Below are 25,771 nucleotides of genomic sequence, written 5' to 3' on the forward strand. Positions count from 1 at the left end.
TCAAAGCGTAGCTCCCATAACGGCAAAACCCAGCGCCGCCGCCGCGCCGGCCAGCAAGGCGTAAGGCAGTTGCGTGCGGACATGTTCAATGTGATCGGTCCCCGTCGCCATCGACGAAATTACCGTGGTGTCACTGATCGGCGAGGCGTGATCACCAAACACACCGCCCGACAGTACCGCGGCAAGAAAAGGCGCTGGCGGCAGACCCAAAGCGGCGGCGGCGGGAATGGCGATGGGGATCATAATGGCAAACGTACCCCAACTGGAACCAACCGAAAAGGCGATAAATGCGGAACAGAAAAACACTGCCGGTAGCATCAGCGAGGGTGTGATATCACGAGGCACCAGATCCGCCACATATTGGCCCGTGCCCAGTTCCCGGGCGACGCCACCCAGGGCGAGTGCAAACAGCAGGATCAGCGCCATCGGCAGCAGCGCCGCCGCCCCTTTCAGGAACAGCTGCATCAACCGATCTATGCCCATGGCACGCTGCGACAACAGCAGCGCCCAGCTGGTGGCAAGCGCGGCCAGTACCGCCCACAGCACACTTGTCGATCCCGACCCCCGGGCCAGCTCGCCCTCGCCGGTGATCCACAAGCCCAGCGGCATGAACAACACCATGACCAGCATGGGCAGAACCATGTTCACCGCCCGGCCCGGCTGCGCACCAAGCCGGGGCGAGTCCATAGTCTCTGTTTCCTCCGACGGTTCTTTCCAGTGCAAGCGGCCACTCCCGGTGCGGCGCTGGGCCGCCTTCATCGGGCCGATATCCCAGCCGAATGCGATTACCAGGGCGGTCAGGATAACCGCCAGGATGGCGTACAGGTTGAGTGGGATCGAGGACAGGAACACCTGCAAAGGCTGTTCCACGCCGACGTTGTCCAACAAGCTGAGATTGAAGGCACCCCAGGCGTTAAGCGGGATTAAAATACAAATCGGGGCGGAGGTGGAATCCACAATATAAGCGAGCTTCTCCCGGGCCACCCGGTAGCGGTCTACCAGCGGGCGAGCGACAGACCCGGCCACCAGGATGGTGATATTGGATTCTATGAAAATCAGGATACCGGTGAAGAACGGCAGCCACTGCGCACGCCGGCCATCATTGACCCAGCGGCGTCGCTCCAGCCAGGCGATAAATCCGCTGACCCCGCCGCTGGCCTCCACCGTGGCAATCAAGCCACCTATCACCAGGGTGAACATGATGACCCGGGCATCGCCGGCATTGCCCAGCACCGCTACCAGCGATTCGATGGCGGCGGCGAGGCCGGCGAGGATATCCCCACCCGCCAGCAAAACCGAGCCCAGCCAGATACCACCGAACAGGGCCAGGAAGACCTGGCGCGTGGTCAGTGCCAGTCCGATTGCCAGCAGCGGTGGCAACAGGGACGTCCAGCCCGGCTCATACACTATCGCTTACTCCTTGTGGTTTCCGTTTCAGGGCAAACACCGATATCAACCCAGGGCCGGTCTGCGGTCTACTCCAAACCAGCGCGGCAGCGCGCGCTCACAGGCGGCAGCCAGGGCCATCAGTTGCCGATCGCGATAAGGCGATCCCACCAGCTGCATGCCGGTGGGCACGCCCCGCGCGCTGAACCCCGTGGGCATGGAGAGGACCGGGCAGCGCCCGACCGCGTTGAAGGGATAAGTAAGGAACCATCCCTTGTTGGCATCCACTGGCTTACCACTGATCACACACTGATCGCGACTGTAGTCGAAATCAGCGGCGATCTCGGGGCTGGCAACAGTGGGGCAGATAAAGCCATCGACTTTCGCCAGCACCGGACCCAGCTGTGCCCAGATATGATTGGCCCGCTCGTTCGCCCAACGTACCTGTTCCGGTGTGACATCGCCAGTGTGTTCCAGGTGCCATCGCGTGTAGTCACACAGTTGCTCGGCCTGCTCGGGAGCACCATAATTCTGCCGCAGCATCGTGCCCATCAGGAATCCCTGGTGCGTGCGTGCCATCTCGATAACCCAGTCGCCAAGTTGGATATCGACCTCTATCAGCGTTGCACCGGCGTCTGCCAGCCTGGCCAATGTGTCCAGGGTATTGCTACGCACGCAGGCATCCAGTTCATAGAAGCCAAGATCCAGTGAGTAGCCAAGTGTCACGCCGCATAAATCCTGCACCGGCTCCACTGCCGATTCGCGCGGCAGTTGCGAGGCGATGTCGCACAGATGCGGGCCGGCGACGCAGTCATAGGCCAGTGCAAGATCGGGCACATTGCGCGCCAGTACCCCGTGGTGGCAGTAGGGATCAATGTTATAGGGGAATATCTCCGGCACCCTCCCGTAGCTCGCCTTGAAACCCACCAGGCCACACTGGCTGGCTGGAATGCGTATGGAACCGCCGATATCGGTGCCATTGGACAGCGTGGTCATGCCCGCTGCCAGTGACGCCGCGCCACCGCCGGTGGAACCGCCGGGAGTGTATTCCCTGTTCCAGGGGTTGCGGGTCACACCCCACAGGCGCGACCAGGTATACGATGCCACTGAGAATTCCGGCGTGCAGGTGCGCTGGTGCACAATCGCGCCAGCCGCGAGCAGGCGCTCTGGCACCGGGTCTGTGGTTGTCGCCACGGCGTCGCGCAGCAGCAACGAGCCATTGGTCGTCACCTGGCCGGCGATGTACGTTTCATCCTTGATAGCGCAGGTAAGGCCCTCCAACGCCCGGGCAGTACCCTGCGTATAGGCCTGTTCTGCCTTGCGGGCAGCCGCAAGCGCCTCCTCGTCGAAGGTGAACGCCAATGCGTTGATCTCGCTATTGACCGCGTCACGGCGCGCTATCTGCGCCTCCAGCACTTCCAGTGGCGACAGCTCGCCACGGCGGAATGCGGCCAGAAGTTCCGTTGCCGAGGCGTAACACAGATCGTCGGACATTATCGGCACCCCTCGTGCACCCGGCTTTCGCAATCGCGCTGTACGCTGTAGAACCATTCTTCCCAGAAAGCACTGAGATCACGTCCGCTGCCCGCTTCCATGGCGCGGAAAAAATCCTCCGCTGTTGCGCGTTTGAATTTCCAGCTGTTGGCGTAGTGGGCAAATGCCCGATCAAACAGTTGTGGGCCGAGCACATCCCGGCGCAGGATATTGAGTGCGGCAGCGGCGTAGTCATAGGCGTTATCAATGCGGTGGGTCAGCTCGTCCGCCGGCGTCATCAGTGGCTGCTGGTAGGCCTTACCACGGTAGCGCTCGAGATTCTCCGGTTCACCGTAGATGATCAGGAAGTCTTCGTCCCAGGACTTTTCCACGTGGTACTCGACAAAACTGACCAGGCCTTCGTCGAGCCAGGCATAGCGGCGCTCATTGGAGTTGACACTCATGGGAAACCAGTTGTGGCCAACCTCGTGGATGACGCCGCCAATCATATCCCAGCGGGCGTTCTCACCCATGCCGCGCTCTGCATTGGTGCCCAGCATCGGGTACTCCATACCCAGGCCCGCGATGTTGACCATACTTGCCACCGGCCAGGGATAGGGAAACAGGCGAGCACTGAATTCGCGCAGGGTATGTGCGATGGCGTCGAGACCGTAGCGCCCCCAGAGGTGCTGTCCTGCCCTGGGGTAGAACACCTGGGTCAACACCCGGTGTTCGCCAAGGGTTACGGCGGAGGCTTGCCAGTAAAAGCTGGCTGAAGTGGCAAATGTGAAATCGCGCACGCCCTCAGCCCGGAACTCCCAACGTCGCCGACCCTGCCCCTCCCGCCCCGGGGTACTGACCACCTCCGGGTGGCCGGCGCGCGCCGACAGCAATCTACGGTGTTCTTCCTTCGCGAGGACTGAGTCTGCATTCAGCAGTTCGCCGGTAGCCGCCACCACATGATCTGCGGGAACCGTGATGGCCACGCGGTAATTGCCGAACTCCAGTGAAAACTCTCCCTGTCCCAGGAAGGGGTCGAGGTGCCAGCCGTCATCGTGGAATACCGCTGCCCGCGGAAACCACTGGGCTGCCAGGTGGATCGCTTCACCGCCCGGCAGTTGTTCGTATCCGGAGCGGGCCTTTACCAGGCTGCGATCGAGCAGGTTGAGTTGCCACTCCAGCTGCAATTCGATCGACGCGCCCGAAGCAAGCGCCTCCGCGAGCTCAACCCGGGCGTAGGTGTCTTGCAATTCAACTTGCAAGGTACGGCCGTCCTGGTCGCGAACCCGCAAATTGCGTATACCCGGATCTGCCTCACGCAAATAGTCGAGTGTTGCCTGTTCGACTGTCTTTCCCTTTTGCAGCGACAGAGAGCCCGGTCGAAAGCGATTCTGGTCGAGCTGCAGCCAAATTACAGGCAAGGCTACCGGCGACTCATTGTGGTAGCGCATGCGCCCCGTACCGGACAACACATGGTTTGCCGGATTGAGTTCGACCTCAATATCGTAATCCACCCATTGCTGCCAGTAGTCCGGACCGGGTGTCCCGTCGTCATTCCGGACCTGGGCCGCGGAAGCCACGGAAAGCAGGCCGCAGACAAAGCCGGACAGGAATAGTCGCCATACTGGCAGCTTGCACAGAATCACCGCTGTCAGCCCCGACTCACGTCGCCACCCGGGCGCGCTGGTCGACCAGCACCAACAGACCGATGCCAATCACCGCGCACACGCCACCCAGCCAGAGAACCGGCTGGTACTGGCTGTCCACGATCCAGAATGCGGCCATGGGTGGACCGATAATTTCTCCGATCTTGAACGCCGGTGAGCACAGCACGATGAACCTGCCGGACTCGTCGACCGCGTTGAAGGTAGCCATCAACGGTGGCAATACGAAACTCCAGAAAAACTGGAACACAACGGTAGACGCGATATAGGTCCAGAGTGCATTACCCTGTTCCATCATACCCAGGCCGGCGAAAGTGCAGAGCATTACCACCAGGGCCAGCAGCATTGCGGCGGTACGGCCAACTTTCTGGCTCACCGCGGGCGCCGCAATCGAGCCCAGTATGCTGATCAAATAGCCCCAGCCGATGATTTCACTGACCCGGCTGGACGCCAGCTCCGCCCCCACACCCATACGCTCCATGTAACCCCACACCGCGGAAATAGCGATATAAAGTATGACCGTACCGAAGAATGCGGCCCCGGCCAGGCCGCCGATGTCGCGGAACCGGAGCGCGACACCGTCCCTGACCGGCGCGCCTGCCCGCGGGAACAAGACGGCGCTCAGTAATAGCGCCAGGATCAACCAGGCATTGAGGTAAAGAAAAAAGGCATTGAGGCCCTGTGCCTCGATCAAACCCGGCAGCACTTCGAAACCGATAAAACCGAATGCGACCTGGGCCGTGACCATCAGGCCAAAGGACCAATCCGGATTGCGGGTATCGCCCAGCGCCGCCAGGGCCACCGCATAGGCAGCACCACAACCGAGGCCGGCAACCACTCTCAAACCGTAGAGGTGGGCAAAGTCCCTGCTGTACATGCTGCCCACGTTACCAATCAGGAACAAGGTCAGCCCCAACAGCACCACCCAACGCCAGGGCCAATGGCGGACCCACAGAACCGCGCTGGTACTGGTTATGAAGATGCCCACCATATCCGCGGACGCAAGAAAACCCACCTGCTGCTGGGTAAAGCCCAGTCCCTCGCTAAGGGTACCGACCCAAAGTGGCAGCAAGGTGAGCACGGCAGCGCCCATCATGGCGACAGGCAACATGGCTACCAAAGCGGGTAGCCGCTGTACATCGTGTACCACCGCCTCTATGACCCGGGGGTCATCAGTTGAATGCATGGGTCAGGCCAGCCTGGTTACCGTGACACTTGGATTCTAATGTCTGTTCCTGTAAAAAACAGTTATAACCTATCGGATTTAACTATATGAGCGTCCAATTCGAGCAACTCAAGGCCTTCGTCACAGCCGCCGAGTTAGGGTCTTTTTCGGCTGCCGCACGCAAACTCGGCAAGGCACAGTCATCCGTGAGCGCCCTGGTACAGAATCTCGAGATTGACCTGGGCCTGACCTTGTTCGACCGCAGTTCCAGAAGCCCGCGCCTGACTGAAGAGGGGCATGCCATCATCCGGGAGGCCAAAGCCGTTCTACAAAGTGTCGAGGTTGTAGAAGTGAAAGCCCACGGCCTCAGCGCGGGGGTGGAGAGCAACCTCACACTGGCCGTCGATGACGCCATGTACCCGATCCGGAAGCTGCACCCGGTCATTACTGAATTCGTTGCGCAGTTTCCGTCGACTCACCTGGTGTTACTGGTGCGTGCGCACACCGGCCCCGGCCAACTGGTACTGAACAACCAGGCTGATCTCGCCATCATGCGCAGCACCGAGGACTACCCTGAAGAGTTCCATCTGCGTGGCATCGGCTCATCGGAATTCCTGACCGTTTGTGGCGCCTCCCATCCGCTGGCCCAGTTGCATCCGGTGTCGGAGGAGGAACTTATGCAGCACTGCCACGTCAGGATCACCACCGCGGAAGAAGGCGCCAGGCAGCAGGACAGTGAAATCAGCCACAGGCGCATCTACGTTAACGACTACAACTGCCTGATTGATCTGGTAATAGGTGGCTTCGGCTGGGCGCAGATTCCTGCACACATGCTGGGAAGTCATCCGGCGTCTGCGCAACTGGTACAACTGGGCTCACTTTACCAGTCAGTGCCATACACCTGTGCTGTGGATCTTGTGTGGCACCGCAGCAGACAACTGGGCACCGCGGGGCGTTGGCTGCTGGATAGACTATCGGGCGTGTAACCGCCAAACCCAAGTGACGGGTACTAGCAGTGCTATTGCGTGTTGCAGGGAGCGACCCATGCGCACATGCAAAAGACCTGATTCCCGGCCACGCAAGCGCTAGATATAATCAGCATAATGTTCAGCACTAAACCCGCGATACTGCATAAACCGATCGCGGCGAGCCTTGTCCTTTATGTCGACCGCTGGCTCGACACCAAACTTCCGCTCCAGGACAGACTGCGCGCTTGAATACCAGTCGTAATCTTCGGATTTCATGGCGGCTTCTATGTCCGCATCGGGAATTCCTTTCTGCCGCATTTCCCGGCGAATCCTCAGCGGCCCATGACCACGATTAAATCGCTGGCGAACAAAGCTTTCAGCATAGCGCGCATCTGACTGCAAATTCTCCTCGGCCAGCACATCAAGCTGCTGGTCTATCAGGTCGCCATCACCGAAGCGCTTGAGCAGCTTCTGCTTGAGTTCACTGCGGGAGTGCTCGCGCCGCGCCAGCAGGTCCATGGCTTTGGTGCGCACATCAACGGGGTTCACCGCAGTTAGCTCGGCGAAGTCGCCCGCATGGGGATCGTTTTGAAGCAGGGAATCAGACATGAAAAAAGAAAGAGGCGCCGGGGCCGAGAGTGGGATAAGTGGAGCCCCGGCGCCTCGTGGGAAAAATCAGAAAAGATTCAGGCATTGAGCAGGATTATTCCTGCTCCTGTTCCGCCTCTGCGGCCTGTTCAGGCGCCGCTTCCGGCTTGCCGACATTCAGGGTCTGGGCGCGAATGGCGGACTCGATTTCGTTCGCCACGGCAGGGTTGTCTTCAAGGAACTTGGAGGCATTGGCCTTGCCCTGGCCGATCTTGTCACCCTTGTAGGCGTACCAGGCGCCGGACTTGTCCACCAGGTTGAGCTTCACACCCCAGTCGATGACCTCGCCCATGTGGTAAATGCCCTTGCCGTACATGATCTGGAACTCGGCCTGCTTGAACGGCGGAGACACCTTGTTCTTGACGACTTTCACCCGGGTCTCGTTGCCCACGACCTCGTCGCCATCCTTCACCGCGCCAATACGACGGATGTCCAGGCGTACGGAGGAGTAGAACTTGAGCGCGTTACCGCCGGTGGTGGTTTCCGGGGAGCCGAACATCACGCCAATCTTCATGCGAATCTGGTTGATAAAAATCACCAGGCAGTTGGTCTGCTTGATCGCGGCGGTGAGCTTGCGCATGGCCTGGGACAGCAGGCGCGCCTGCAGGCCCACGTGGGAGTCGCCCATCTCGCCTTCGATTTCCGCCTTGGGCGTCAGTGCCGCCACCGAGTCCACCACCAGGACGTCTACCGCACCGGAGCGTACCAGCATCTCGGCCACTTCCAGCGCCTGTTCGCCAGTGTCCGGCTGGGACATGATCAGTTCGTCCATCTGTACGCCCAGTTTCTCTGCGTACTGCGGGTCCAGTGCATGCTCGGCGTCGATAAAGGCCGCGGTGCCGCCGGCTTTCTGAGCTTCGGCGATCACCTGCAGGGTCAGTGTGGTTTTACCGGAGGATTCCGGCCCGTAAATTTCACAGATGCGCCCCTTGGGCAGGCCACCGATGCCGAGGGCAATATCGAGGCCCAGTGAACCGGTGGAAATCGCGGGAATCGCCACGGGCTCCTGGTCGCCCATGCGCATCACCGTGCCCTTGCCGAACTGGCGTTCGATCTGGGTCAGTGCCGCCTCGAGTGCTTTTTCTTTATTGGCATCCATCGTCTTGCTCCCTTTACTCTTCTTGACCACTGTTCACGTCCGTCTGGTTTATGTAACTGGCTATACAGTAAAACTACTGTATATATACTCAGTGCTTTGAAATCGAAATGCAAGCCCCAAAAGCCATTAATTTCCGCCAGCACCGGCACCTGTAGCCCAGGCAGGCAGGTCTCGACCTGGTTAGGCCGTAGCGCGCTGATTAGCGCCTGATCAGACCTGGATAAAGCTGCCGTGGCAAGCGCACCCACCCTTAACATGGGCGAATTCGCCAGTTCCGTCTACGCTTAAACAATATCACTGGACGCAGCTTTCCGTGCTCGATAGCTGACAGCAACAGGGGCCGATAACAATGATAAGACGAATGGGCGGAGCCGATGCATTTTTCCTCGCGCTGGAGACACCGCGTGCCTACATGCATACCTTCAAGATCGCCATCCTCGACCCCAGCGAACACCCGGAGGCCTGGAGCTTCGACATCTACCGCGAGCGCGTGCGCCGCCGCCTGCACCGTATCCCGCCGTTTCGCTGGCGCTACGTGCACAGCCCGCTGGGGCTGGCCTACCCGCTGTGGGCGGAGGACCCGGACTTCAACCTCGACTACCACCTGCGCCACGTCGCCTGCCCCGCGCCGGGGGACCAGCGTGCCCTGTGCGAGTTCATGTCCGCGGCCTATGCCTACCAGCTGGATCGCAGCCGGCCGCTGTGGATCACCTGGGTGGTGGAAGGGCTCGAGGACGGCAAGGTGGCGCTGGTGACCCTGGTGCATCACGCCTACTTCGATGGTGCCGGCGCCTCCAATGCCATGATGCGCTTCTTCAATGCCGAGCCGAACCGGGATGAGGACCCGGAGCCGCCCCCCTGGGCACCGGGGAAAATTCCCGCCTGGCCCATGCGCCTGCTGACCGGCGCCTGTGCCCTGCCCCTCATCCTGGCCAAAGGCATTCCCCATGCTATCACCGGGGTACGCAAGATTCGCCGGCTGAGCAAAGAGCGCGAGGCATCGGGCCGCCCGCCGCATCCAAACATTTCCAACATGCCGTGGACACCGCTGAACCGCAGCGTCAGCCATGGCCGCACCCTGGTTTGCGACTCCATCCCGCTTGAGCGCATGCAGCGCGCCCGCGCCATCCTGCCCGGCGCCACAATTAATGACGTGTTCATCAGTTGCAGCGCCGGCGCCCTGCGCAGCCTGCTCAAGGAGATGCAGTACGCGGTAGACAGCGGCCCGCTGGTGGGCGGCATCCCGGTGTCCAAGAAACGCCCTCCCGGCATGGACATCCAGGGCAACTTCGCGACCGCAGACTACACCTGGCTGCATACCGAGATCGCCGACCCCGTCGCGCGCATGCAGGCGACTCACCGGAGCTGCGCGGAAACCAAGGAACACATCGCCGCCTCAGACGGCGCCGACATCAACTCCCTGGTGTCGCTGGCGCCGGAATGGCTGACCCGGCTGATCAGCTGGTGGGTGCGCAGCCGCGAGGGTCGCGTGGGCATCTTCGGCAATGCGCTGCTGTCCAACGTGCCCGGGCCGCGGCAGCCGCTGTACCTCGGCCCGACCCGGGTCAGCAACTGGTTCTCCACCGGGCAGGTGTTCGACGGCACCTCCCTGAATCTCACCATGTGGTCCTACTGCGGCAAGGCCAACCTGTGCATTTTCGCGGACAAGTCCGTGCTTCCGGACGGCTGGAAGCTGTTCGACTATTTCACCCGCGAACTGGACACGCTGATTGAACTGGCGGAAACACAGGGCGGAGCCGCTGACGAGGCTGGCTGAAGGGGAGCGCTCAATCAATACTTCGCGCAGGCGCTTGATACCCGTCCGGTCATTGCTACAACAGTGTGGCAGACGGCCGAGCCAGGCTATATGTACTGATGCAATTCGGGCGAAGAGAGTTCATGAATAACCGCTACGGGGCGAAGGTGAACAATGTTCGCTCTCATAAATTTCATCCAGCTGTTAGGATCAGGTATCACCAGCTTGTTTGCAGGAGACACGCACAATGGAATTTGGGACCCTCGTTCGATCCTATCCAGAACACATGCAATCAGTGATTGCCTTGCACCAGACCGTGATGCGCGACATCCAGTCTCCGTTTACCGTCGCCGAGAGAGAACTGATCGCGGCCTACACCCCCGCACTCAACGCCTGCGCATTCTGTTACGGTTCCCACCGGGCCGTGGCGGAGGCGCTCGGCGTAGACAGTGAGCTGCTCGATGCCCTGGTAGGTGACATCGAATCGGCTCCGATAGGTGACAATCTCAAGCCAGTCTTCAGGCTGGTGAAGAAGCTGACCGAGTCGCCGTCAAAAGTCAGCCCGGCAGACCGGTCCGACGTGCTCGCTGCGGGCTGGGCCGAGCAGGCTATCGTCGATTCGTGCCTGATATGCGGCATGTTCAACATGATGAATCGTCTTGTTGACGGCACCGGCATCGAGGCAGACGCGTCCCTGTTCGCAGGCCTCGCCAATGAGCAGGCAGCAATCGATTTATACAGGATGGGCTGAGCGCGTTTTCAAGCCACGCTTGGCCCGGGCAGAAACTGTATCGGGCCTGTCATCTGGGCGTGCTCGCTATTGCCTCGCGGTGACAGTTTCGCGTAAACACCAGGTAATGGATTCTGCAAAGGAGGCCGATATGGCTATGTCGTTTCAAGAGCTGGACCAGGCAAACATTGTCTGGCAGCAACTACCGATAGAACAACACCTGTCCTTCTTTGTCATGAGCCTGGATGAAGACAATAAAATCGTCGACGTCCTCATCAAGATGTCCGCTAATCAAAAGGTTTTTCTGCACCGGCATACCGCGCCGAACTATATGTTGGTCCTCAGTGGTGAGCATCGATTGTACGCAGCCGATGGCACCCTGAAAGACGTCCGACCCGCGGGACGCTACACCGCCAGCCCGGCTGACGTTGAGCCCCATCGCGAAGGCGGTGGTGACACAGACGTCCTTGTACTGTTCAGCATTCGCAGCGGCGGCGGCTCTTGCTACGAGGTTCTGGACGACGATCACAATGTTGTCGCCTCCCTGGGCTGGGAGGACTTCAAAGGGCTATATGCTGCCCAACTTGAAAGCCTTCAGTAAGCGGCACAGCGACCCACTCCCATAGCCTCCAGGATGTCTGCTTCTGTTTGGGAACCTTCGGCAATCGAGCGCCAAGTCTCCGACGTGCCGGGTAGCAAGTGCCTGCCTGGTCAATCTGACGCATGTAATGGGCTACGCGGTGCTTTATGGCAAAGCGCATTGACGCGACACCATGACAACGTAATATGCTTCTTGTTGCCCTGTTTTGAATACCAGAGGTCTTTCTTCTTGAATGAGCTGAGCGCGCACTTCCTGGCGGTGCTGATGGGGTTCTTCGCCATCATGAACCCGATCGCCAACACGGCCATCTTTGTCGGACTGACGGCGGAGCAGCCGAAAAGCACCCAGGTTGCCATTGCCCTGAGGGCCTTATTGACATCGTTCGCCATCGTAGCAATCTTCGCACTGGCGGGAAAAACGATATTCCATCTCTTCGATATCACCTTGCCAGCCCTGCGCATCACGGGAGGCATCCTGCTGTTCATCATTGGTTACCAGATGTTACATGGCGGCTCGTCCACACTGCATGCGGCACCTAATGAACCGGTCGATGTGAATGTGGCTTACTCGCCGCTGGCGGTGCCGATTCTCGCCGGCCCTGGCACGATTGCTACCGCCATGAACTATTCAGCCTCCGGTGACTGGGTAGCCATCTCCACCACCGTTGCTACCTTTGCCCTCCTGTGCGTTGTGACATTCTTCTGCTTCATTTTCGGCCAGGGCTTGATCGGCATCATAGGTAATGCGGGGCTGACCATGGTGACCCGGCTTATGGGGCTGATCATTGCAGTGATCGGCACACAGATGGTCATGGTAGGCCTGCGCACGAGTGATTTCGTTGCGGCACTCATGCAATAATTTACCTCTCTGGCAGGCAAGTCGACACTGTGGCTTCAGACGGCATGCCAACACAGCGGCTTTCTGAACGTCACTCCCGGCACCCGAGTATCTGAGAATCCAGACCATCGGCTTCCGCCTCAGAAGAGACGTTTATCGCGAATCGCCGCCGCGTTAATGTCCCAGTAACCGAAGGGAACGTGTTGAGCGCCTTGTTAGATGCCTCTTTACAGATGAGCGATGCATTTAATTTCAATCTTTAATTCCGGTTGAACAAGTGCGCCTACCTGAACAACTGTTTGGCTAACTTCGGGCATGCCTCCGTATGCAGATTCTCTTTCGCCGTAGACGGCTTCTACGTTCTCCATCAATTCACTTATGTCTGTAACGAAAAACGTTTCATCGACAACATTTTCAAGATCCGCCCCGAACTGGGATAAAACATGTTTCATATTTGCGTAAGCAATAGCTGTCTGTTCTGCAATGTTAGCTGGAACATTTCCGCTATCGTTTATCCCCACCTGCCCCGCCAGGTAAAGCACGTTTCCAACTTGGGTACCTTGTGCAATAAAATCTTTGAAGGGGCCATTTCGATAGGTTTTCTTCTTAATTGTCATTGTTGAGAATTCCTCTAAGTTATGGGGCATCTATCGCCTTGCGCACAGGCAGCCGAACCGAAGCTTGGGCTGCCCAGCCACGACGCGGCGATTTTGCCGTAACTTCTTAGGTGTTTTGCTAACCACCAAATATCCAAGTGTGAATGGTTCTCCCGGGCATAAGCGTGAATGATCCCGCAATGAGGATACCTCCAATATAGAGTCCGATCATATGCTTCCTATGCGATGAAATGTCACCACGGCGTATTGCTGCAAGGGCGGATGCGACGGAAAACAGAACCACTACGCTTAACAGATGAAGCAGACCAAAGTGTGAGAATAGGGTTGGCCCTACAAAAGCAGGCATAAACAAAGCAAGTATTGCTGTGAACACCATGAGGGCCATGTAAATCTTGCCGAGCGACTTGTGTATGGGCGTCCCTTTAGTTGAAAAAAGTAAAAATGCACCAATGAATATGCAAGGGACTACCGTGAATAGGTGCAAATAAACTAGGTGCATATAAGCCATGAATCACCTAACGCCTCAAAAACCGGCAGCCTGCAGCGAAGCCGCTTTTAGGCTGTCCGGCGCCGAAGGCGCGTAGTTGATTGACTTGTTAGATGGCATCTGCGCGCTACCCCAAGTTGATGTTGCTAGAGGACCCCCAACATTTTGAATGTTTCTTTGATTTCTTCTAAAGAACTCTGTTGTTCTTCCATCTGGAAATCTTTTGGGGCTGCAGCTGGAAACCAATCATGTAAGTCGCACGTCCAAACAGCGACATCCGGAGCTGCAAAGTTAGAATCAAAGAAGCACCCTACAGGAATCTCGTAAAGATCCTCCTCAAAGACCGCATTGATTGATGGCGTTTCAGCTATTACGGTGCTGCCACAATTAGGACAGAAGTGGAACGTCATCGAGCTACCAGAAAGTGTACCGCGCGTATAGACTTTCTGCTCTCCAGCTATTTTTACCTGGCTCGCTTTGTAATAAGCGTTAAAGCTGGACGGCGTTCCAGTACGTCTTTGACAATCTACGCAGCCACATTGAATCTGAAACAAGTGCTCGTCGGGACAGGCGGCAGTCAATTGTCCGCACTGACATGATGCTACTTTCATGTGTGTATCTCCGAACTATGGCATTTAACGCCTACGGCAGGGGGCGCGGTACTTGCGTCCTGCTGGCCGTACTTGTTAGAGAGCCTTTTGCTCATAGCTTGTAAGTTACCTTTTCGTCCGTAACCACAATTTTTCCAGTTGAAGAAAGATGCTCAATGACTGATTTTACCTGCTGATCATTAAGTTTAAGCTGCGGTAGTGACTTTATGGTGGACGAGAGGGTCTTAACTTTACGTGGCCTAGCATTTCCTCTGGATTTGAGGTTCTTCACAATGGCGTCCAGGGTCTCATTGGACAAGTTACTTATTTTGGTGGAAGGGGCTTTCGTCTTTGGCTTGGCTCCACCAACTCCGTTCGGACACTTAAAATTTCCCTTCTGGTTCAATACAACCCTAATTTTCTCCTTCAGAGACATGCTGCCAAGCAAAGCATTTACTGCCTTGCAGCACGCAACACAATTATCATCGCTATTACTGCCGGCCCTGGAGGACGGCACTAGATGCTCGACGCTTGCCTCTGCCTTCGGCAACTTTTCATTGCAAAAGAAACACAGGCCGCCTTGTGCAAACATTAGTCGATCTAGGGGCTTAGTTGGCATGGCTCTCTAACGCCTGCCGCAGTGGCGCGGAAACCGCGCTGCGGTTTTTGCGTCCGGCCCCGCCAGGGTCGCACTGGCGCTACTTGTTAATGGGACGCGATGGTCCAATAGACACCCAGGGTACGGACAGATACTGGACAATAATGATTGGTGACGTTTCCGCGGGAACGTTTTTTGGTTATAAGCAAGGAAAGCTAAGCGCAATAAGAAACATGTACCTTCCTGGTCTGGTGAAATTTTTCTGAAGCGCTTTTGCACGAGAGAACGTCCTTTTCCCTGCATCATTTTCTCTAGTTTATCTCACGATCCTGCTGGCTGCACAAGCGTACCGTTAACGCTTCAAGCTGAGGCGTGCGTTAGCGCGTCCCGGCGCGAAGCGCCCTTGCAGCCTTGACTTGTTAAAGGGAAAGCTAAACATTTAGGTAGTATCGAATCGAATAGACATAAACAGCAGATAACAACATCGATACCAGGAACAGCCCCATTTTTATCCAAGCGTCTGGCTTTGCATTCACCCCGAATAGCTTTTCTTCGGTGAATCTGTCCAGTTTGCTTAGAACGTAGCCCGAAAAAAATAGCGTTATTGCCTGGCCAAGACCTTTAAAAACCATCGCCTCATCAGTATTGAATGGTGCTACTAAAGCACCCAGTACCCACCCCACTACTATACCGAGCAAAATAACAAGGTAATTGCTTGCTCGATCTGAGTTAGTTTCAGTGCTTGATCTTACAATCCATCTCAACATGACCAGTATCACAATGGCAACGATAGTGCTGCTAACGACTGTCGGTAAGTGTTCGGTGCTCATTCTTTCCCTTTAACAGCTAAGTATATAGACAGGTCTAAAAATGACATGGGCCCAGTATGTAGAAGAATGAGGGGGAAACATTGGCTAAAAGTCCCTTTCTATCAATGAGTTAAAAAACGTTACCCCAAAAGAGCGGAAAACAATAGCCATATTTTCGGTGCCTGAGCCATCATAATTGACCGTAAAGCACGTAGCACGCCTCGAATAAATCATTGTTAATCAACAACATATGGCTCTATGGGCATTACTCTTGGCCGGGGTCCCCTGAAAAACGGCTTGCAATATCCATACATGGATTTACTGTATGTATATACAGTCTAGATACAAGGTAGGCTTCATGGATGATATTCGCCCCGCTACCCCTCAACGGTCTCAGCGCTTCGTTCACCAGATACAGCAAGATCTTCGCGATAAAGGATATGCATTTCAGACAGAGAAAACATATCTACACTGGATCAAGCGCTACATTATCTTCCACAACAAACGTCATCCTGCACAGATGGGAGCGGATGACATAAATGTATTTCTCAGCCATCTTGGGAGCCAACGGAATTGCTCGCCTGCCACCCAGCGAATAGCACTTAATGCGCTTATCTACCTGTATCGGAAATTCCTGAAGGTTGACCTTGAACCTTTGGCTTTTGAAAAAGCACGTCAACGTCGGCGCCTGCCAGTAGTACTCAGCCATGGTGAAGTAAACGGTATTCTGACTTGTCTGGATGGCAAATACCATTTGATGGTGTCATTGCTCTACGGTGCAGGCCTTCGGCAGAGCGAACTACTGAATCTGCGAATCAAAGACATTGACTTCGAGCTGAATACACTCACAGTTCGTTCCGGCAAAGGTGATAAAGATCGAACAACACTGCTACCCACAACCCTGCTGGTGCCTCTTCAGCGCCAGATCGCGGAGGTACAGAAGCTACACACACGAGACATTGAAGACGGATTTGGCGAGGTCTACCTACCCAATGCGCTTGCCCAAAAAAATCCCCGAGCCGCCTTCGAGCTTGGCTGGCAGTTTTTGTTCCCTTCTACTCGTATCGGAGCCTGTCCTCGAACAGGTGTCATGCGTCGACACCATCTACACCACACAGCGCTACGTAAACATGTCATGAAAGCACGCCTAAAAGCGGGAATAACCAAACCCGTGAAATGTCATACCTTTCGTCACAGCTTCGCCACACGACTGCTCCAGAAAGTCTACGACCTGCGTACCATGCAGAAGTTACTCGGCCACAATGATGTAAAAACGACGGAAATCTATACCCATGTTTTGGGGCAGCGTGCCAACAGCTCAGAACAGTGAAGAAAGAATGAGTCCACATCTCAGGTATGTAGATGCACTGCAGGCGAAAACCCGCCTTTCCGTCTACGCTTGGAAGCAGACCTGTCTTCGGCAGGCGATCGTGAAACAACAAGGGGATGCACGTGCACATCACTCACCTGAAACTCTATCACTTCCCCATGTCGCGCAGTGCGCGTGTGAAGTGGCTACTGCACGAACTGGTGGACGACGCGTTCGAGTTGGAAACGATGCGCCTGTACGAGGGCCAGCAATACCAGCCAGACTTTCTCAAACGCAATCCCAATCACGCGGTACCCGTGCTGGAGATCACACACTCCGACGGCAGCGTATTCACCATGATTGAAAGCGGCGCCATCGTGGCGCTGCTGGCGGATAGCTACCCAGAGCGACGCCTGGCCCCGCCCCCTGCAACCTACTCCGCCGAGCGCGCGGACTACCTGCAAATGCTGCACTTCGGAGCGTCCTGGTTCGACATGATGCTCTGGCAGATCAGGATGAATCGCGACCTCCTGCCGCAGGAGGCGCGCGATGAGGGCACAATCGACCGATACATGGAGAAAATAGCCAAGGAAGTGGAGCCCCAACTCGAGGCCCGCCTGAATGGCGGCGGCTACATCGCCGGGGAAGATTTCAGTGCAGCGGACTGTGTTATGGGCCACAACGTCATCTGGGCCAGGCTCTACGGGCTGTGCGGCGGTGACAGCTTCTCTCGCTACCTGGAAACTCTCACCGCCAGGCCCGGTTTCAAGGCGGCCTTTGCCGACAGTGACCGCTTCAAGTTGTCCCCACGCTGAGGGCCCAGAACACTATTCTAGTTCAGGCTCACACCGCTAATCCCGCTGGCGCCTGCCCAGGGGCAGCAGTTGCGGGACGCGCGCCATGTAGTCACTGTAGCGGTCTCCGAAGCGTTCGAGGAGATCGCGCTCTTCGTAGCCTATCCCCACGAAGACGTAGACAGACCATATCGCTGCCATCAGTAAATGACCGACCGACATCACCGGCGTTGCCCACAGCACCATCAGCACACCGAGGTACATCGGGTGGCGAGAATACTTGTAGAGCGCCGGCTCAGTGAATTCTTCCTGCGGCGGTTGCGTACCCATCAGGCTGTGCCACGCCTGTGACAGACCAAACAACTGCCAGTGGCTGATCATGAACGTTGACCACAGCACCAGGCCGGCCCCCGCCAGGAATACAACCAACAGCACGTGGGAAATCGTGCCATACGCCTCCCAGACGAGTGTGGGCATCGGCATCCACGCCAGATATATCCACAGCAGCACCAGGCAGGTCATCAGCACGTAGGTGCTGCGCTCCATGTCATCGGGCACCAGGCCCGCTATCAGCGCCTTGAACTCTTTGCGTGCCATGACGCTGTGTTGTATCGCAAAGGCCAGCAAAAGGACGATATTGTTCACTACCGCCGGGACAAGCGGTAGCGAGAGTATTGCGGGACCACTATCAACCGACTTCAACGCGGCCAGCGCGGGCAGAAACTCGGCCAACGGCCCCGCGCCAATGAACAGCACGAGGTAGGTGAATATGCCCAGAAAGGCACTGTAGACTCCGAGGCTATAACCGAACTTTACATATTTCATAGCGTAACTCCTGTTAGATCAGACGTTCACCGATGCCGGGCTATGTTCTACCGGCAAGGTTTGCGGTTGGTGATTCTCAGCGTGGTCAAGCCACGCCCTAATGGCAGCATTGACAGTCTCCGGATGCGTACACGGCCCCATGTGCCCCATGCCTGCCATACTGGAACGGCTACTGTTCGGCAGCAGCTCCGCGAGCAGCGCTGCCATGCGGGTTGCGTGGACTGTCGCATCCCCACCCGCGACGATGTGTGCCGGAGCGGAAAAACGACGAAGTGCTGTGCCGGGCAGCGGGTGCGCAAACGCCTCACGAAAGTCCTGGAGAACAACGTTGGCCTGCATCGCCAGCAGCGCCTGTCGGCTGGCCGATAGATGCTGCCAGCAGGCGCCGCCATGCCAGAAATCGATGAAGGCCGCCATAGCCACACCAGCATTGGCCCGGTCCAGCATGTCCGCGAGGCAGGCGAGATCCGAACGCAGGGCCAGGTCGCGCTCCGTTCCTGCCGTTTGCAGCAGGCTCGGCACCACGGGTTCGTACAGCCACAGGCTGCGCACGGCCCCCGGTAAGGTGCGCACCAGTTCCAGCGCGATGGCTGCGCCAAAGCTGTGCGCTACCACATGCACCGGGTATGACAAGCTAGCCAGCAAATCCACCAGGGGCTGCGCCCGGGCACCCAGCCCCACCTGTTTGCCGGGAAGAGGATTGAGGTTGTCACCGTAGCCAGGGAGATCCGGCGCCAGCACCGCACGCGCCTCACCAATCTGGTCTCGCAAACTGTCCCATTGCCTGCCGGTAGCGGCAGAACCATGGATGGCGAGAAGCGGAGCGTTTGTTACCAAACGGAGGTCGCCTGCCTTCAGCATGACACTGGCTCCCGTGCCGCTACCGGGTCTTCGGCCCCCTCTGCCAGCGCCTGGCCGGGATCCTGTTCCGGCAGGCGCATCCAGTCGCAGGGGAACTCTACCCAATCCAGCTTCGAGTTATGCCAGGCGGCGATATTGGGTGCGGGAAAATCCTGCTCATTGAAACAGCCCACCGCCACGCCGATCATTCCGGGGAACAGTTCCGCCTGCCAGTGCACGGTAGAACCGCAATGGGGACAGAAGGTGCGCTCGAGCCTGCGCTTGCTGTCACTCAGGTGGGTGAATTGCCGCCCTTCGCCACGCCGCGCCAGGACCTTGCTGCGTTCAAAGTAGGCGACGACGCCAAATGCAGACCCCGTTCGCCGCTGGCAGTTGGTGCAATTGCACGCCATGGTGATTTCTGGGTCGCCGTCAGTGGTGATTTGTAACGCTCCGCAGGAGCATTGAGCTGTACGTGTCATGAGAGACCTCCCGTATCTGAATCGCACTCGTAGTGCTTGCAGATGCAATTAGCGCAGATACGCGAGGCAATAACTTGCAGAAAGTCTGGGGAAACCTGCAGATTCAGTCGTTGGTATGCTCAAGACCCAACTGGGAAAGGGCGTCCTGTATACGCTGCCTGACGCTGCCCTCGGCGAAAGGCAGGGCCTGGAACAGGTAGTCGATGTCGATATCGGGCTTGCGCTGCCTGGCGCGTTGCAGCCAGTCGAGCGCGCTATCCTGCTGGCCCGCCAGCTGGCACCCGGCGGCAGCCACCAGGTCCATAACGACAATAGCGCCGGGCTGACGTGCCGCGCTCTCGGCCCAGCGTCGGGCGTTTTCATCGTCACCGTCTGCGATGTGTGAGAAAGCGCGGATGCCGTAGAAACCGTACATAAACGGATCCAGTGGGCTCAATGCCTCGGCGGCCCGGGCGTCGTCATAACCGCGCATGGCATCATCCGCCATCAGGCAGGCGAGACCGTGGGCGTAGTAGCCCTGGGCGTAGTTGGGATTGAGGGCAATGGCACGCTCCAACCAGCCTACGCTGCTGCCGGGATCACCGCTGAGCCAGTGGCATCGGCCCATCACGAAATTGGCCAGCGGGTCCATCTGGTCCAGCTCAATGCTTTTTTCTGCTGCGCTTAGCGCCGCCTTCCTGGATCTGGCAGTATCCGTGCCGGGATAGCGATTGAAGGCGTTCTGGAACTCCGCTGCGGACAAACCCGCATGGCCTCGCGCAAAACCGGGCTCCAGCTGCACCGCCCGGTTGAAGAGCTCCACGGCAATCTGGTTGTCGGCCTGGTTGAAACGGTACAGGTGAGATGTCGCCAGGTGATAGGAACGCCACGCGTCGAGGTTCTCAGGTGAAGTCAGTTGCGCACGCCTGGCTTCTAGGTCGGACAGCTTCAATTCCAGCAGGTTAATGGCTTTACTGACAATACTCAGGCGCAGCCCATGGAGATCGTCCTGCGAGCCGGCGAGGCTGTCAGCCCACAACACCGTGTTGGCTCGCGCATCGATCAACTGCATGTGTAACCTGAGTCGCCCAGTCACCAGTTCAACATATCCACAGAGGCAATAATCGATATCAAAGAGGCGGTGCAGGTCTTCGTTTCCGAGCTGAGAATTCGCCAGCCGGAACGCGCTGGCCCTGGCGATGACTTTCAACCAGTGGAGTCGCGACAGGCTGGTGATGATATCGTGGGTTATACCACTTGCCAGGACATCGTCCTCCCGCGTTTTGCCGTGCACTTCGAGGGGTAATACGACAAGCGAGGCCCGCCGGTCCCGGGGTTGATCGGCAGGCTCCTGGAGCGCTTCGTTGCTGGATGGGGTAAGCGCTTGCGCCTGGCACACATCGGCGACAAACTTGAAGCCGAAGCTGTGAATCGTCTTGATCAGCCTCTGCTGCCTGCCGTCGTCCCCGACAGCCTGACGCGCGCTCTTTATGCGACTGGAGATGGCGGCATCTGAGACCACCCTGCCCCTCCAGACCATTGCCACCAGTTCTTCCTTGCTGATCGCGCGGTCGCGGTTCTCAATCAATGCCTGCAGCACGGCAAACACCTGTGGCTCGACATCCACCGGCTCGCCCTCTCGCAACAGCGCGAGCGTGCCGGTGTTCAGGGTATAGCTCTCAAACCTGTAAATCATGAGAGTGCCATGAGTATGATCGCTGGGGTTATTGCAGAATAGTAGCAGCTACGCGATGCAAACACCTCAGGGCATAATCCCTGTCAGCCCGGGTGGGCTATCGTCCAGCAATCTCCTCAAAACGGGTGCACGCCATGAAGACAGGTCAGCTGCTCGCGACGGTATTGACCATGACGATGGTGCCCTGATCGACGCCTCAGGCCTTTAACTGTTCCAGTACCGAGGAGAAGTCGCGCTGGCCGTTGCCCTCGCCCTGGTGCTGTTCGTAGATGGCGCGTGCCAGCTTACCGAGCTGGTTGTCCACGCCGGACTGCTCGGCGATTTCCAGGGCCAGGCCAAGGTCCTTCACCATCAGGTCCACCATAAAGCCTGGCTTGTAGTCGTTGCTGGCCGGTGCGGTTTCCATCACGCCGGGATAGGGGTTGTACACCTCCAGCGACCAGTTGCGACCTGAACTGGCCAGCATGATCTCGGAGAGTACCTTCGGGTCCAGCCCGTTGCGTACGCCCATCTCCAGTGCCTCGCAGGTGCCGATCATGTGAATGGCCAGCAGCATGTTGTTGCAGCCCTTGGCGACCTGGCCGGCACCGGCGGGGCCGGCGTGGAAAATGTTCTTGCCCATCGCCGCGAGGATAATTCTGGCCTTCTCGAAAGTCTCGGCGCTGCCGCCGCACATGAAGGCCAGGGTACCGGCCGCCGCCGCGGCGACGCCACCGGACACGGGTGAATCCATGAAGCCGATACCCTGTGCCGCAGCCGCCTCGCCAACCTCGCGCGCGGTGGCGGCATCGATGGTGCTGCAATCCAGCAAGGTGGTCGTGCTGTCGAGTTGCGCCAGCAGGCCGTCGTCGCCGAGGTAGGTGGCGGCGACATGCTTGCCGGCGGGCAGCATGGAAATGACGTAGTCCTTGCCGTGCGCCGCAGCGCTCGCAGAGTCGGCCACCGCCGCGCCGGCCTGCTGCAGGTCTGCGCAGGCTGCTGGCACCAGGTCGAATACGGTGACCTCGTGGCCGGCGGCCAGGAGGTTTTTTGCCATGGGTGCGCCCATGTTGCCTAGGCCGATAAATGCTACTGAGGACATATTCTGGTCTCCTGTTATTCATTGTCCACGAACGCGGCTCTGGCCGCTTCGGGGGCTATCTTTTCGCCCGTTTACTTCGCGGCTGTAGCCGCTCCTACGGGGTGATCTTTTTGGCCAGCGATCGCGGCTGTAGCCGCTCCTACGGGGCGGTTTTTCCGCCAGGGATCGCGGCTGTAGCCGCTCCTACGGGGGCGGTCTCGACGCGATGGATCGCACGTCGCAAGCCCGCGGGGCCGGTCTCAGGCCAGGTCCGCGAGGGGGTTTTCGTCCCAGGGCGCGGTAAAGAACGCGTCTATCACTGACTGCGGTACATCCCTCGAACATGGGTACTGCCACGCCGGGTTGCGATCCTTGTCGATCAACAAGGCGCGCACACCCTCGGCAAACTCCGGGTGACGCACGACATTGGTGGCCAGCTGAATTTCCGACTGGAACACCTCGGCCAGCCCCGCGTGGCGGGTTTCCCACAGCTGCCGGTGAATCCATAACGCCGCCAGGCTGGATCCGTGGGCCAGACCATCCCGCGCCTTGGCCAGCCAGGGATCATCGGTTTCCTGCCCGGTGATGCGGTCGATAATGTCGTGCACGTCGTCGCCGTCCAGCAGCTGGGCAATCGTCGCCGCGTGAGGCTCCACCTGCCCTGCCGGCGAGGCCGACAGGCTGCGCTCGGCGAAGGGTCGCAGCGCATGTCGCACCAGGGCATGGTTCCCCTCTGCGCTGGCGCTCCACTGCTGCGCCAGCAGCGCATCGATCACTGCCTGTTTGTGTTCGCTGCCGATAAAACGGTCGGCGATGCCGATGTAGATCGCGTCGGCGGCATTGATAGAGGCGCCGGTCAGCGCAAGGAATTCACCGGTTTTACCGGGGGCGTGGTTAAGAAACCAGCTGCCACCGACATCGGGGAACAGGGCAATGGTGATTTCCGGCATGGCGATACGCGTGCGCTCGGTCACCACCCGGTGCGAGCAACCCGCCATCACCCCCAGCCCGCCGCCCATGACGATACCGTGGCCCCAACAGAGCAGCGGCTTGGCGTAGGTGTGCAGGGTGTAATTCATGCGATATTCGCGGGCGAAGAACGCCTCGGCATACTCGCAGGGCCCACCCGGTGTTTCGGTGGCAGAGCGGTACAGCGCCTGCACATCGCCGCCCGCACAAAACGCCTTCTCGCCGGCGCCCTCGACAAACACGGCGGCGATGTCGTCATCCTCAGCCCAGGCGTCGAGCTGTGCCTGCAACAGGTCCACCATTTCCAGCGTCAGGGAATTCAGGGTCGATTCCACACTGAGTGTAATACGCCCGACCTTGCCCGCGGCAGCGGGCAACTCTGCAAACAGAACCGGCGCGCTCATCAGCGGTTCTTCCACTCGGGCTTGCGCTTCTCCAGGAACGCATTCACGCCTTCGCGCTGGTCCTCGGTGGAGAACAGTTCAACGAACTCGGTGCGCTCGTCCGCCAGGCCGCCGGCGATAGTAATATCCCGTGCGGCGTGGATCAGGCGCTTGCAGGCGGCAACCGAGGTGGGGCTCTGCTCGCCCACCTGCTCCGCCAGGGCCAGGGCACGCTCCAGGGCGGTACCAGTGGGTACCACTTCCTCCACCAGGCCGATCTCCAGTGCCGTCGCGGCCTTGATCCGCTCTCCACAAAGAATGATTTTTTTGGCCCAGCCCAGCCCCACCAGCTGGGTCAGGCGCTGGGTGCCACCGGCGCAGGGCAGCAGGCCCACACGCGCTTCCGGCAATGCCATTTGCGCCTGCTCCTCGGCAATGCGGATGTCACAGGCCATGGCCACTTCCAGGCCGCCGCCCATGGCAAAGCCATTCACCGCAGCCACAGACACGCCGCGGAAGTCCGCCAGAGTTTCAAATGCCTGGCCGAAAAAACCGGCCATGCGCCCGGCCGTAGCGGGGTCACCGTCGGCAAACAGCTTGAGGTCGGCGCCGGCGGAGAAGAACTTGTCTCCGGCTCCGGTCAATACCAGTGCGTAGACATTGCTGTCCTGGTTGAGTTTCTCCACCAGGTCGGCCAGCGCGGGCAGGCTCTCCTCGTCCCAGGTATTGGCGGCGGGATTATCGATGGTTACCAGGGCTGTGTGGCCGCGGATTTCTACCTTGATCTTGTCAGATTGACTCAGGCTCATTTGATTACCTCCAGTGCACCGTCCATCAGCAGGCGGCGTGAAATGATGACTCGCATGATCTCGTTAGTCCCCTCCAGGATCTGGTGCACGCGGGTGTCGCGCACGTGCCGCTCCATGGGGTATTCCTTGATATAGCCGTAACCGCCGTACAGTTGCAGGGCATCGTTGCAGACGTTGAAGCCCACGTCGGTGGCGAAGCGCTTGGCCATGGCGCAGTAGGTAGAGGCCTGGCTATCCTTGTGGTCGAGTTTGCTCGCGGCCAGGCGCACCATCTGTCGCGCCGCCACCAGCTCCGTCAGCATATCGGCCAGCTTGAACTGCGTGGCCTGGAAATCGGCGATGGCGGTATCGAACTGCTTGCGCTCCTGCACATAGGCAACCGCTTCTTCCAGGGCCTGCTGCGCGGTGCCAATGGAACAGGTGGCGATGTTAATGCGGCCGCCGTCCAGGCCTTCCATGGCAATAGCAAAGCCCTGCCCTTCCTCACCGAGGCGATTAGCCACCGGCACGCGCACGTTGTCGAAGCTGACCATGCGCGTGGGCTGTGCGTTCCAGCCCATCTTGTCCTCTTTTTTCCCGTAGGTAACACCCTCGGCATCGGCGGGGACCAGCATCGCGGAGATGCCCTTGGGCCCGGAGCCGCCGGTACGCAGCATCACCACCAGCACGTCGGTATCACCGGCACCGGAAATAAACACCTTGGCACCGTTAATCACGTACTCGTCACCCTCGCGCACGGCTGTGGAACGCAGTGAGGCGGCATCGGAACCGGCACCCGGTTCCGTCAGGCAATAGGAGGCCAGCTTGCTGCCCATCACCAGCTCCGGACACCAGGCATCGATCACCTGCTCGGTGCAGTACTTGCCGATCATGTTGGTGGCCATATTGTGGATGGTCAGGAACGCCGCGGTGGCAGTACAACCCTTGGACAGCTCTTCCACGATCAGGCTGGCATCGAGCCGACTCATGCCCAGGCCTCCGGCCGCTTCCGGTGTGTACATGCCCATAAACCCGAGCTCACCCGCCTGCGCCAGTGCCTCCTTGGGGAAGATCGCCTCTTCGTCCCATCTCGCGGCATTGGGTGCCAGCACGCCCTCGGCAAATGCGCGCGCGCTCTCAACAAACGCTTTCTGGTCTTCGTTCAGGGAAAAATCCAACTGCTTTCCTCCTGTTCTCTCATTGCTCTGTCAAAGCTCT

26 protein-coding genes are annotated in these 25,771 nt (G+C 58.5%); 7 read left to right on the plus strand and 19 right to left on the minus strand.

From position 1 onward, the window contains the following. From F0M18_RS02560 to F0M18_RS02575, 4 genes are read right to left on the minus strand one after another with little or no spacing between them, the layout of a single operon-like run. Entirely contained in the window at window positions 1-1,407 is a 1,407-nt protein-coding gene (locus tag F0M18_RS02560) for a Na+/H+ antiporter NhaC family protein (protein ID WP_149609800.1), read from the minus strand. A 45-nt stretch (window positions 1,408-1,452) separates the two neighbouring features. Further along, window positions 1,453-2,880, minus strand: coding sequence for an amidase (locus F0M18_RS02565; protein WP_188109558.1), 1,428 nt, complete (start codon window positions 2,878-2,880; stop codon window positions 1,453-1,455). Then, window positions 2,880-4,505: a M1 family metallopeptidase gene (locus F0M18_RS02570; protein WP_149609802.1), complete on the minus strand. Its 1,626-nt coding sequence runs from the start codon at window positions 4,503-4,505 to the stop codon at window positions 2,880-2,882. Before F0M18_RS02570 ends, F0M18_RS02565 begins: the two co-directional genes overlap by 1 nt. A gap of 16 nt (window positions 4,506-4,521) precedes the next feature. Beyond that, window positions 4,522-5,709, minus strand: a complete 1,188-nt coding sequence (locus F0M18_RS02575) for an MFS transporter (protein ID WP_149609803.1) — start codon at window positions 5,707-5,709, stop codon at window positions 4,522-4,524. Window positions 5,710-5,795: 86 nt separating this feature from the next. On the opposite strand from F0M18_RS02575, the gene F0M18_RS02580 reads away from it, so the two are divergent. Then, window positions 5,796-6,674, plus strand: coding sequence for a LysR family transcriptional regulator (locus tag F0M18_RS02580; protein WP_149609804.1), 879 nt, complete (start codon window positions 5,796-5,798; stop codon window positions 6,672-6,674). A 99-nt stretch (window positions 6,675-6,773) separates the two neighbouring features. Here the strand turns inward: F0M18_RS02580 and F0M18_RS02585 are convergent, their stop codons facing one another. Together F0M18_RS02585 and recA are read right to left on the minus strand one after the other, a co-directional pair. Continuing rightward, complete coding sequence (locus F0M18_RS02585) at window positions 6,774-7,265, minus strand: regulatory protein RecX (protein ID WP_149609805.1); 492 nt, start codon at window positions 7,263-7,265, stop codon at window positions 6,774-6,776. Window positions 7,266-7,359: 94 nt separating this feature from the next. Further along, a complete protein-coding gene (gene recA, locus F0M18_RS02590) occupies window positions 7,360-8,403 on the minus strand; it encodes a recombinase RecA (protein WP_149609806.1) in 1,044 nt (347 codons plus the stop codon). A 349-nt stretch (window positions 8,404-8,752) separates the two neighbouring features. Between recA and F0M18_RS02595 the strand changes: the two genes are divergently transcribed. The 4 genes from F0M18_RS02595 (at window position 8,753) to F0M18_RS02610 (ending at window position 12,348) form a co-directional block, all read left to right on the plus strand. Continuing rightward, a complete protein-coding gene (locus F0M18_RS02595) occupies window positions 8,753-10,180 on the plus strand; it encodes a wax ester/triacylglycerol synthase family O-acyltransferase (RefSeq protein ID WP_149609807.1) in 1,428 nt (475 codons plus the stop codon). Between the two features lie 226 nt (window positions 10,181-10,406). Next, the gene (locus F0M18_RS02600) at window positions 10,407-10,910 is read left to right on the plus strand and encodes a carboxymuconolactone decarboxylase family protein (protein WP_149609808.1); all 504 of its coding nucleotides are present in this window, start codon (window positions 10,407-10,409) and stop codon (window positions 10,908-10,910) included. A gap of 130 nt (window positions 10,911-11,040) precedes the next feature. Continuing rightward, on the plus strand, window positions 11,041-11,490 hold the full coding sequence (locus F0M18_RS02605; protein ID WP_223177889.1) for a cupin domain-containing protein: 450 nt from the start codon (window positions 11,041-11,043) through the stop codon (window positions 11,488-11,490). Between the two features lie 228 nt (window positions 11,491-11,718). Further along, entirely contained in the window at window positions 11,719-12,348 is a 630-nt protein-coding gene (locus F0M18_RS02610; RefSeq protein WP_149609809.1) for a MarC family protein, read from the plus strand. A gap of 206 nt (window positions 12,349-12,554) precedes the next feature. On the opposite strand, the gene F0M18_RS02615 is transcribed toward F0M18_RS02610, so the two are convergent. The 5 genes from F0M18_RS02615 to F0M18_RS02635 all read right to left on the minus strand — a co-directional run bounded on the left by F0M18_RS02615 (window position 12,555) and on the right by F0M18_RS02635 (window position 15,449). Beyond that, a complete protein-coding gene (locus tag F0M18_RS02615) occupies window positions 12,555-12,944 on the minus strand; it encodes a RidA family protein (RefSeq protein ID WP_149609810.1) in 390 nt (129 codons plus the stop codon). A 118-nt stretch (window positions 12,945-13,062) separates the two neighbouring features. Beyond that, window positions 13,063-13,452, minus strand: a complete 390-nt coding sequence (locus F0M18_RS02620) for a DUF2306 domain-containing protein (RefSeq protein ID WP_149609811.1) — start codon at window positions 13,450-13,452, stop codon at window positions 13,063-13,065. A 125-nt stretch (window positions 13,453-13,577) separates the two neighbouring features. After that, window positions 13,578-14,042 carry a GFA family protein gene (locus F0M18_RS02625; protein ID WP_149609812.1) on the minus strand — a complete coding sequence of 155 codons (465 nt, stop codon included), beginning with the start codon at window positions 14,040-14,042 and terminating at the stop codon, window positions 13,578-13,580. Between the two features lie 91 nt (window positions 14,043-14,133). Continuing rightward, the gene (locus F0M18_RS02630) at window positions 14,134-14,640 is read right to left on the minus strand and encodes an HNH endonuclease (protein WP_149609813.1); all 507 of its coding nucleotides are present in this window, start codon (window positions 14,638-14,640) and stop codon (window positions 14,134-14,136) included. Window positions 14,641-15,050: 410 nt separating this feature from the next. Next, a complete protein-coding gene (locus F0M18_RS02635) occupies window positions 15,051-15,449 on the minus strand; it encodes a hypothetical protein (protein ID WP_149609814.1) in 399 nt (132 codons plus the stop codon). A gap of 337 nt (window positions 15,450-15,786) precedes the next feature. Here F0M18_RS02635 and F0M18_RS02640 point away from each other — a divergent pair, with 337 nt between their 5' ends. Then, entirely contained in the window at window positions 15,787-16,758 is a 972-nt protein-coding gene (locus F0M18_RS02640) for an integron integrase (protein ID WP_149609815.1), read from the plus strand. A gap of 122 nt (window positions 16,759-16,880) precedes the next feature. Beyond that, on the plus strand, window positions 16,881-17,552 hold the full coding sequence (locus F0M18_RS02645) for a glutathione S-transferase family protein (RefSeq protein WP_149609816.1): 672 nt from the start codon (window positions 16,881-16,883) through the stop codon (window positions 17,550-17,552). A 36-nt stretch (window positions 17,553-17,588) separates the two neighbouring features. On the opposite strand, the gene F0M18_RS02650 is transcribed toward F0M18_RS02645, so the two are convergent. From F0M18_RS02650 to F0M18_RS02685, 8 genes are all read right to left on the minus strand, one after another. Beyond that, on the minus strand, window positions 17,589-18,356 hold the full coding sequence (locus F0M18_RS02650) for a methyltransferase family protein (protein ID WP_149609817.1): 768 nt from the start codon (window positions 18,354-18,356) through the stop codon (window positions 17,589-17,591). Window positions 18,357-18,374: 18 nt separating this feature from the next. Further along, the gene (locus F0M18_RS02655) at window positions 18,375-19,193 is read right to left on the minus strand and encodes an alpha/beta fold hydrolase (protein ID WP_188109559.1); all 819 of its coding nucleotides are present in this window, start codon (window positions 19,191-19,193) and stop codon (window positions 18,375-18,377) included. Between the two features lie 17 nt (window positions 19,194-19,210). After that, window positions 19,211-19,678: a GFA family protein gene (locus F0M18_RS02660; RefSeq protein WP_149609819.1), complete on the minus strand. Its 468-nt coding sequence runs from the start codon at window positions 19,676-19,678 to the stop codon at window positions 19,211-19,213. A 103-nt stretch (window positions 19,679-19,781) separates the two neighbouring features. Further along, window positions 19,782-21,353: a winged helix-turn-helix domain-containing tetratricopeptide repeat protein gene (locus F0M18_RS02665; RefSeq protein WP_149609820.1), complete on the minus strand. Its 1,572-nt coding sequence runs from the start codon at window positions 21,351-21,353 to the stop codon at window positions 19,782-19,784. Window positions 21,354-21,549: 196 nt separating this feature from the next. Next, the gene (mmsB, locus tag F0M18_RS02670; protein ID WP_149609821.1) at window positions 21,550-22,434 is read right to left on the minus strand and encodes a 3-hydroxyisobutyrate dehydrogenase; all 885 of its coding nucleotides are present in this window, start codon (window positions 22,432-22,434) and stop codon (window positions 21,550-21,552) included. Window positions 22,435-22,673: 239 nt separating this feature from the next. Further along, complete coding sequence (locus F0M18_RS02675) at window positions 22,674-23,786, minus strand: enoyl-CoA hydratase/isomerase family protein (protein ID WP_188109560.1); 1,113 nt, start codon at window positions 23,784-23,786, stop codon at window positions 22,674-22,676. Next, a complete protein-coding gene (locus F0M18_RS02680; protein WP_149609823.1) occupies window positions 23,786-24,574 on the minus strand; it encodes an enoyl-CoA hydratase in 789 nt (262 codons plus the stop codon). The genes F0M18_RS02675 and F0M18_RS02680 overlap by 1 nt, the downstream gene beginning before the upstream one ends. Next, the gene (locus F0M18_RS02685; RefSeq protein WP_149609824.1) at window positions 24,571-25,731 is read right to left on the minus strand and encodes an acyl-CoA dehydrogenase family protein; all 1,161 of its coding nucleotides are present in this window, start codon (window positions 25,729-25,731) and stop codon (window positions 24,571-24,573) included. The genes F0M18_RS02680 and F0M18_RS02685 overlap by 4 nt, the downstream gene beginning before the upstream one ends. Window positions 25,732-25,771: the final 40 nt, after the last annotated feature.

This window comes from Pseudohalioglobus sediminis (assembly GCF_008370495.1).
GTDB lineage: Bacteria > Pseudomonadota > Gammaproteobacteria > Pseudomonadales > Halieaceae > Halioglobus.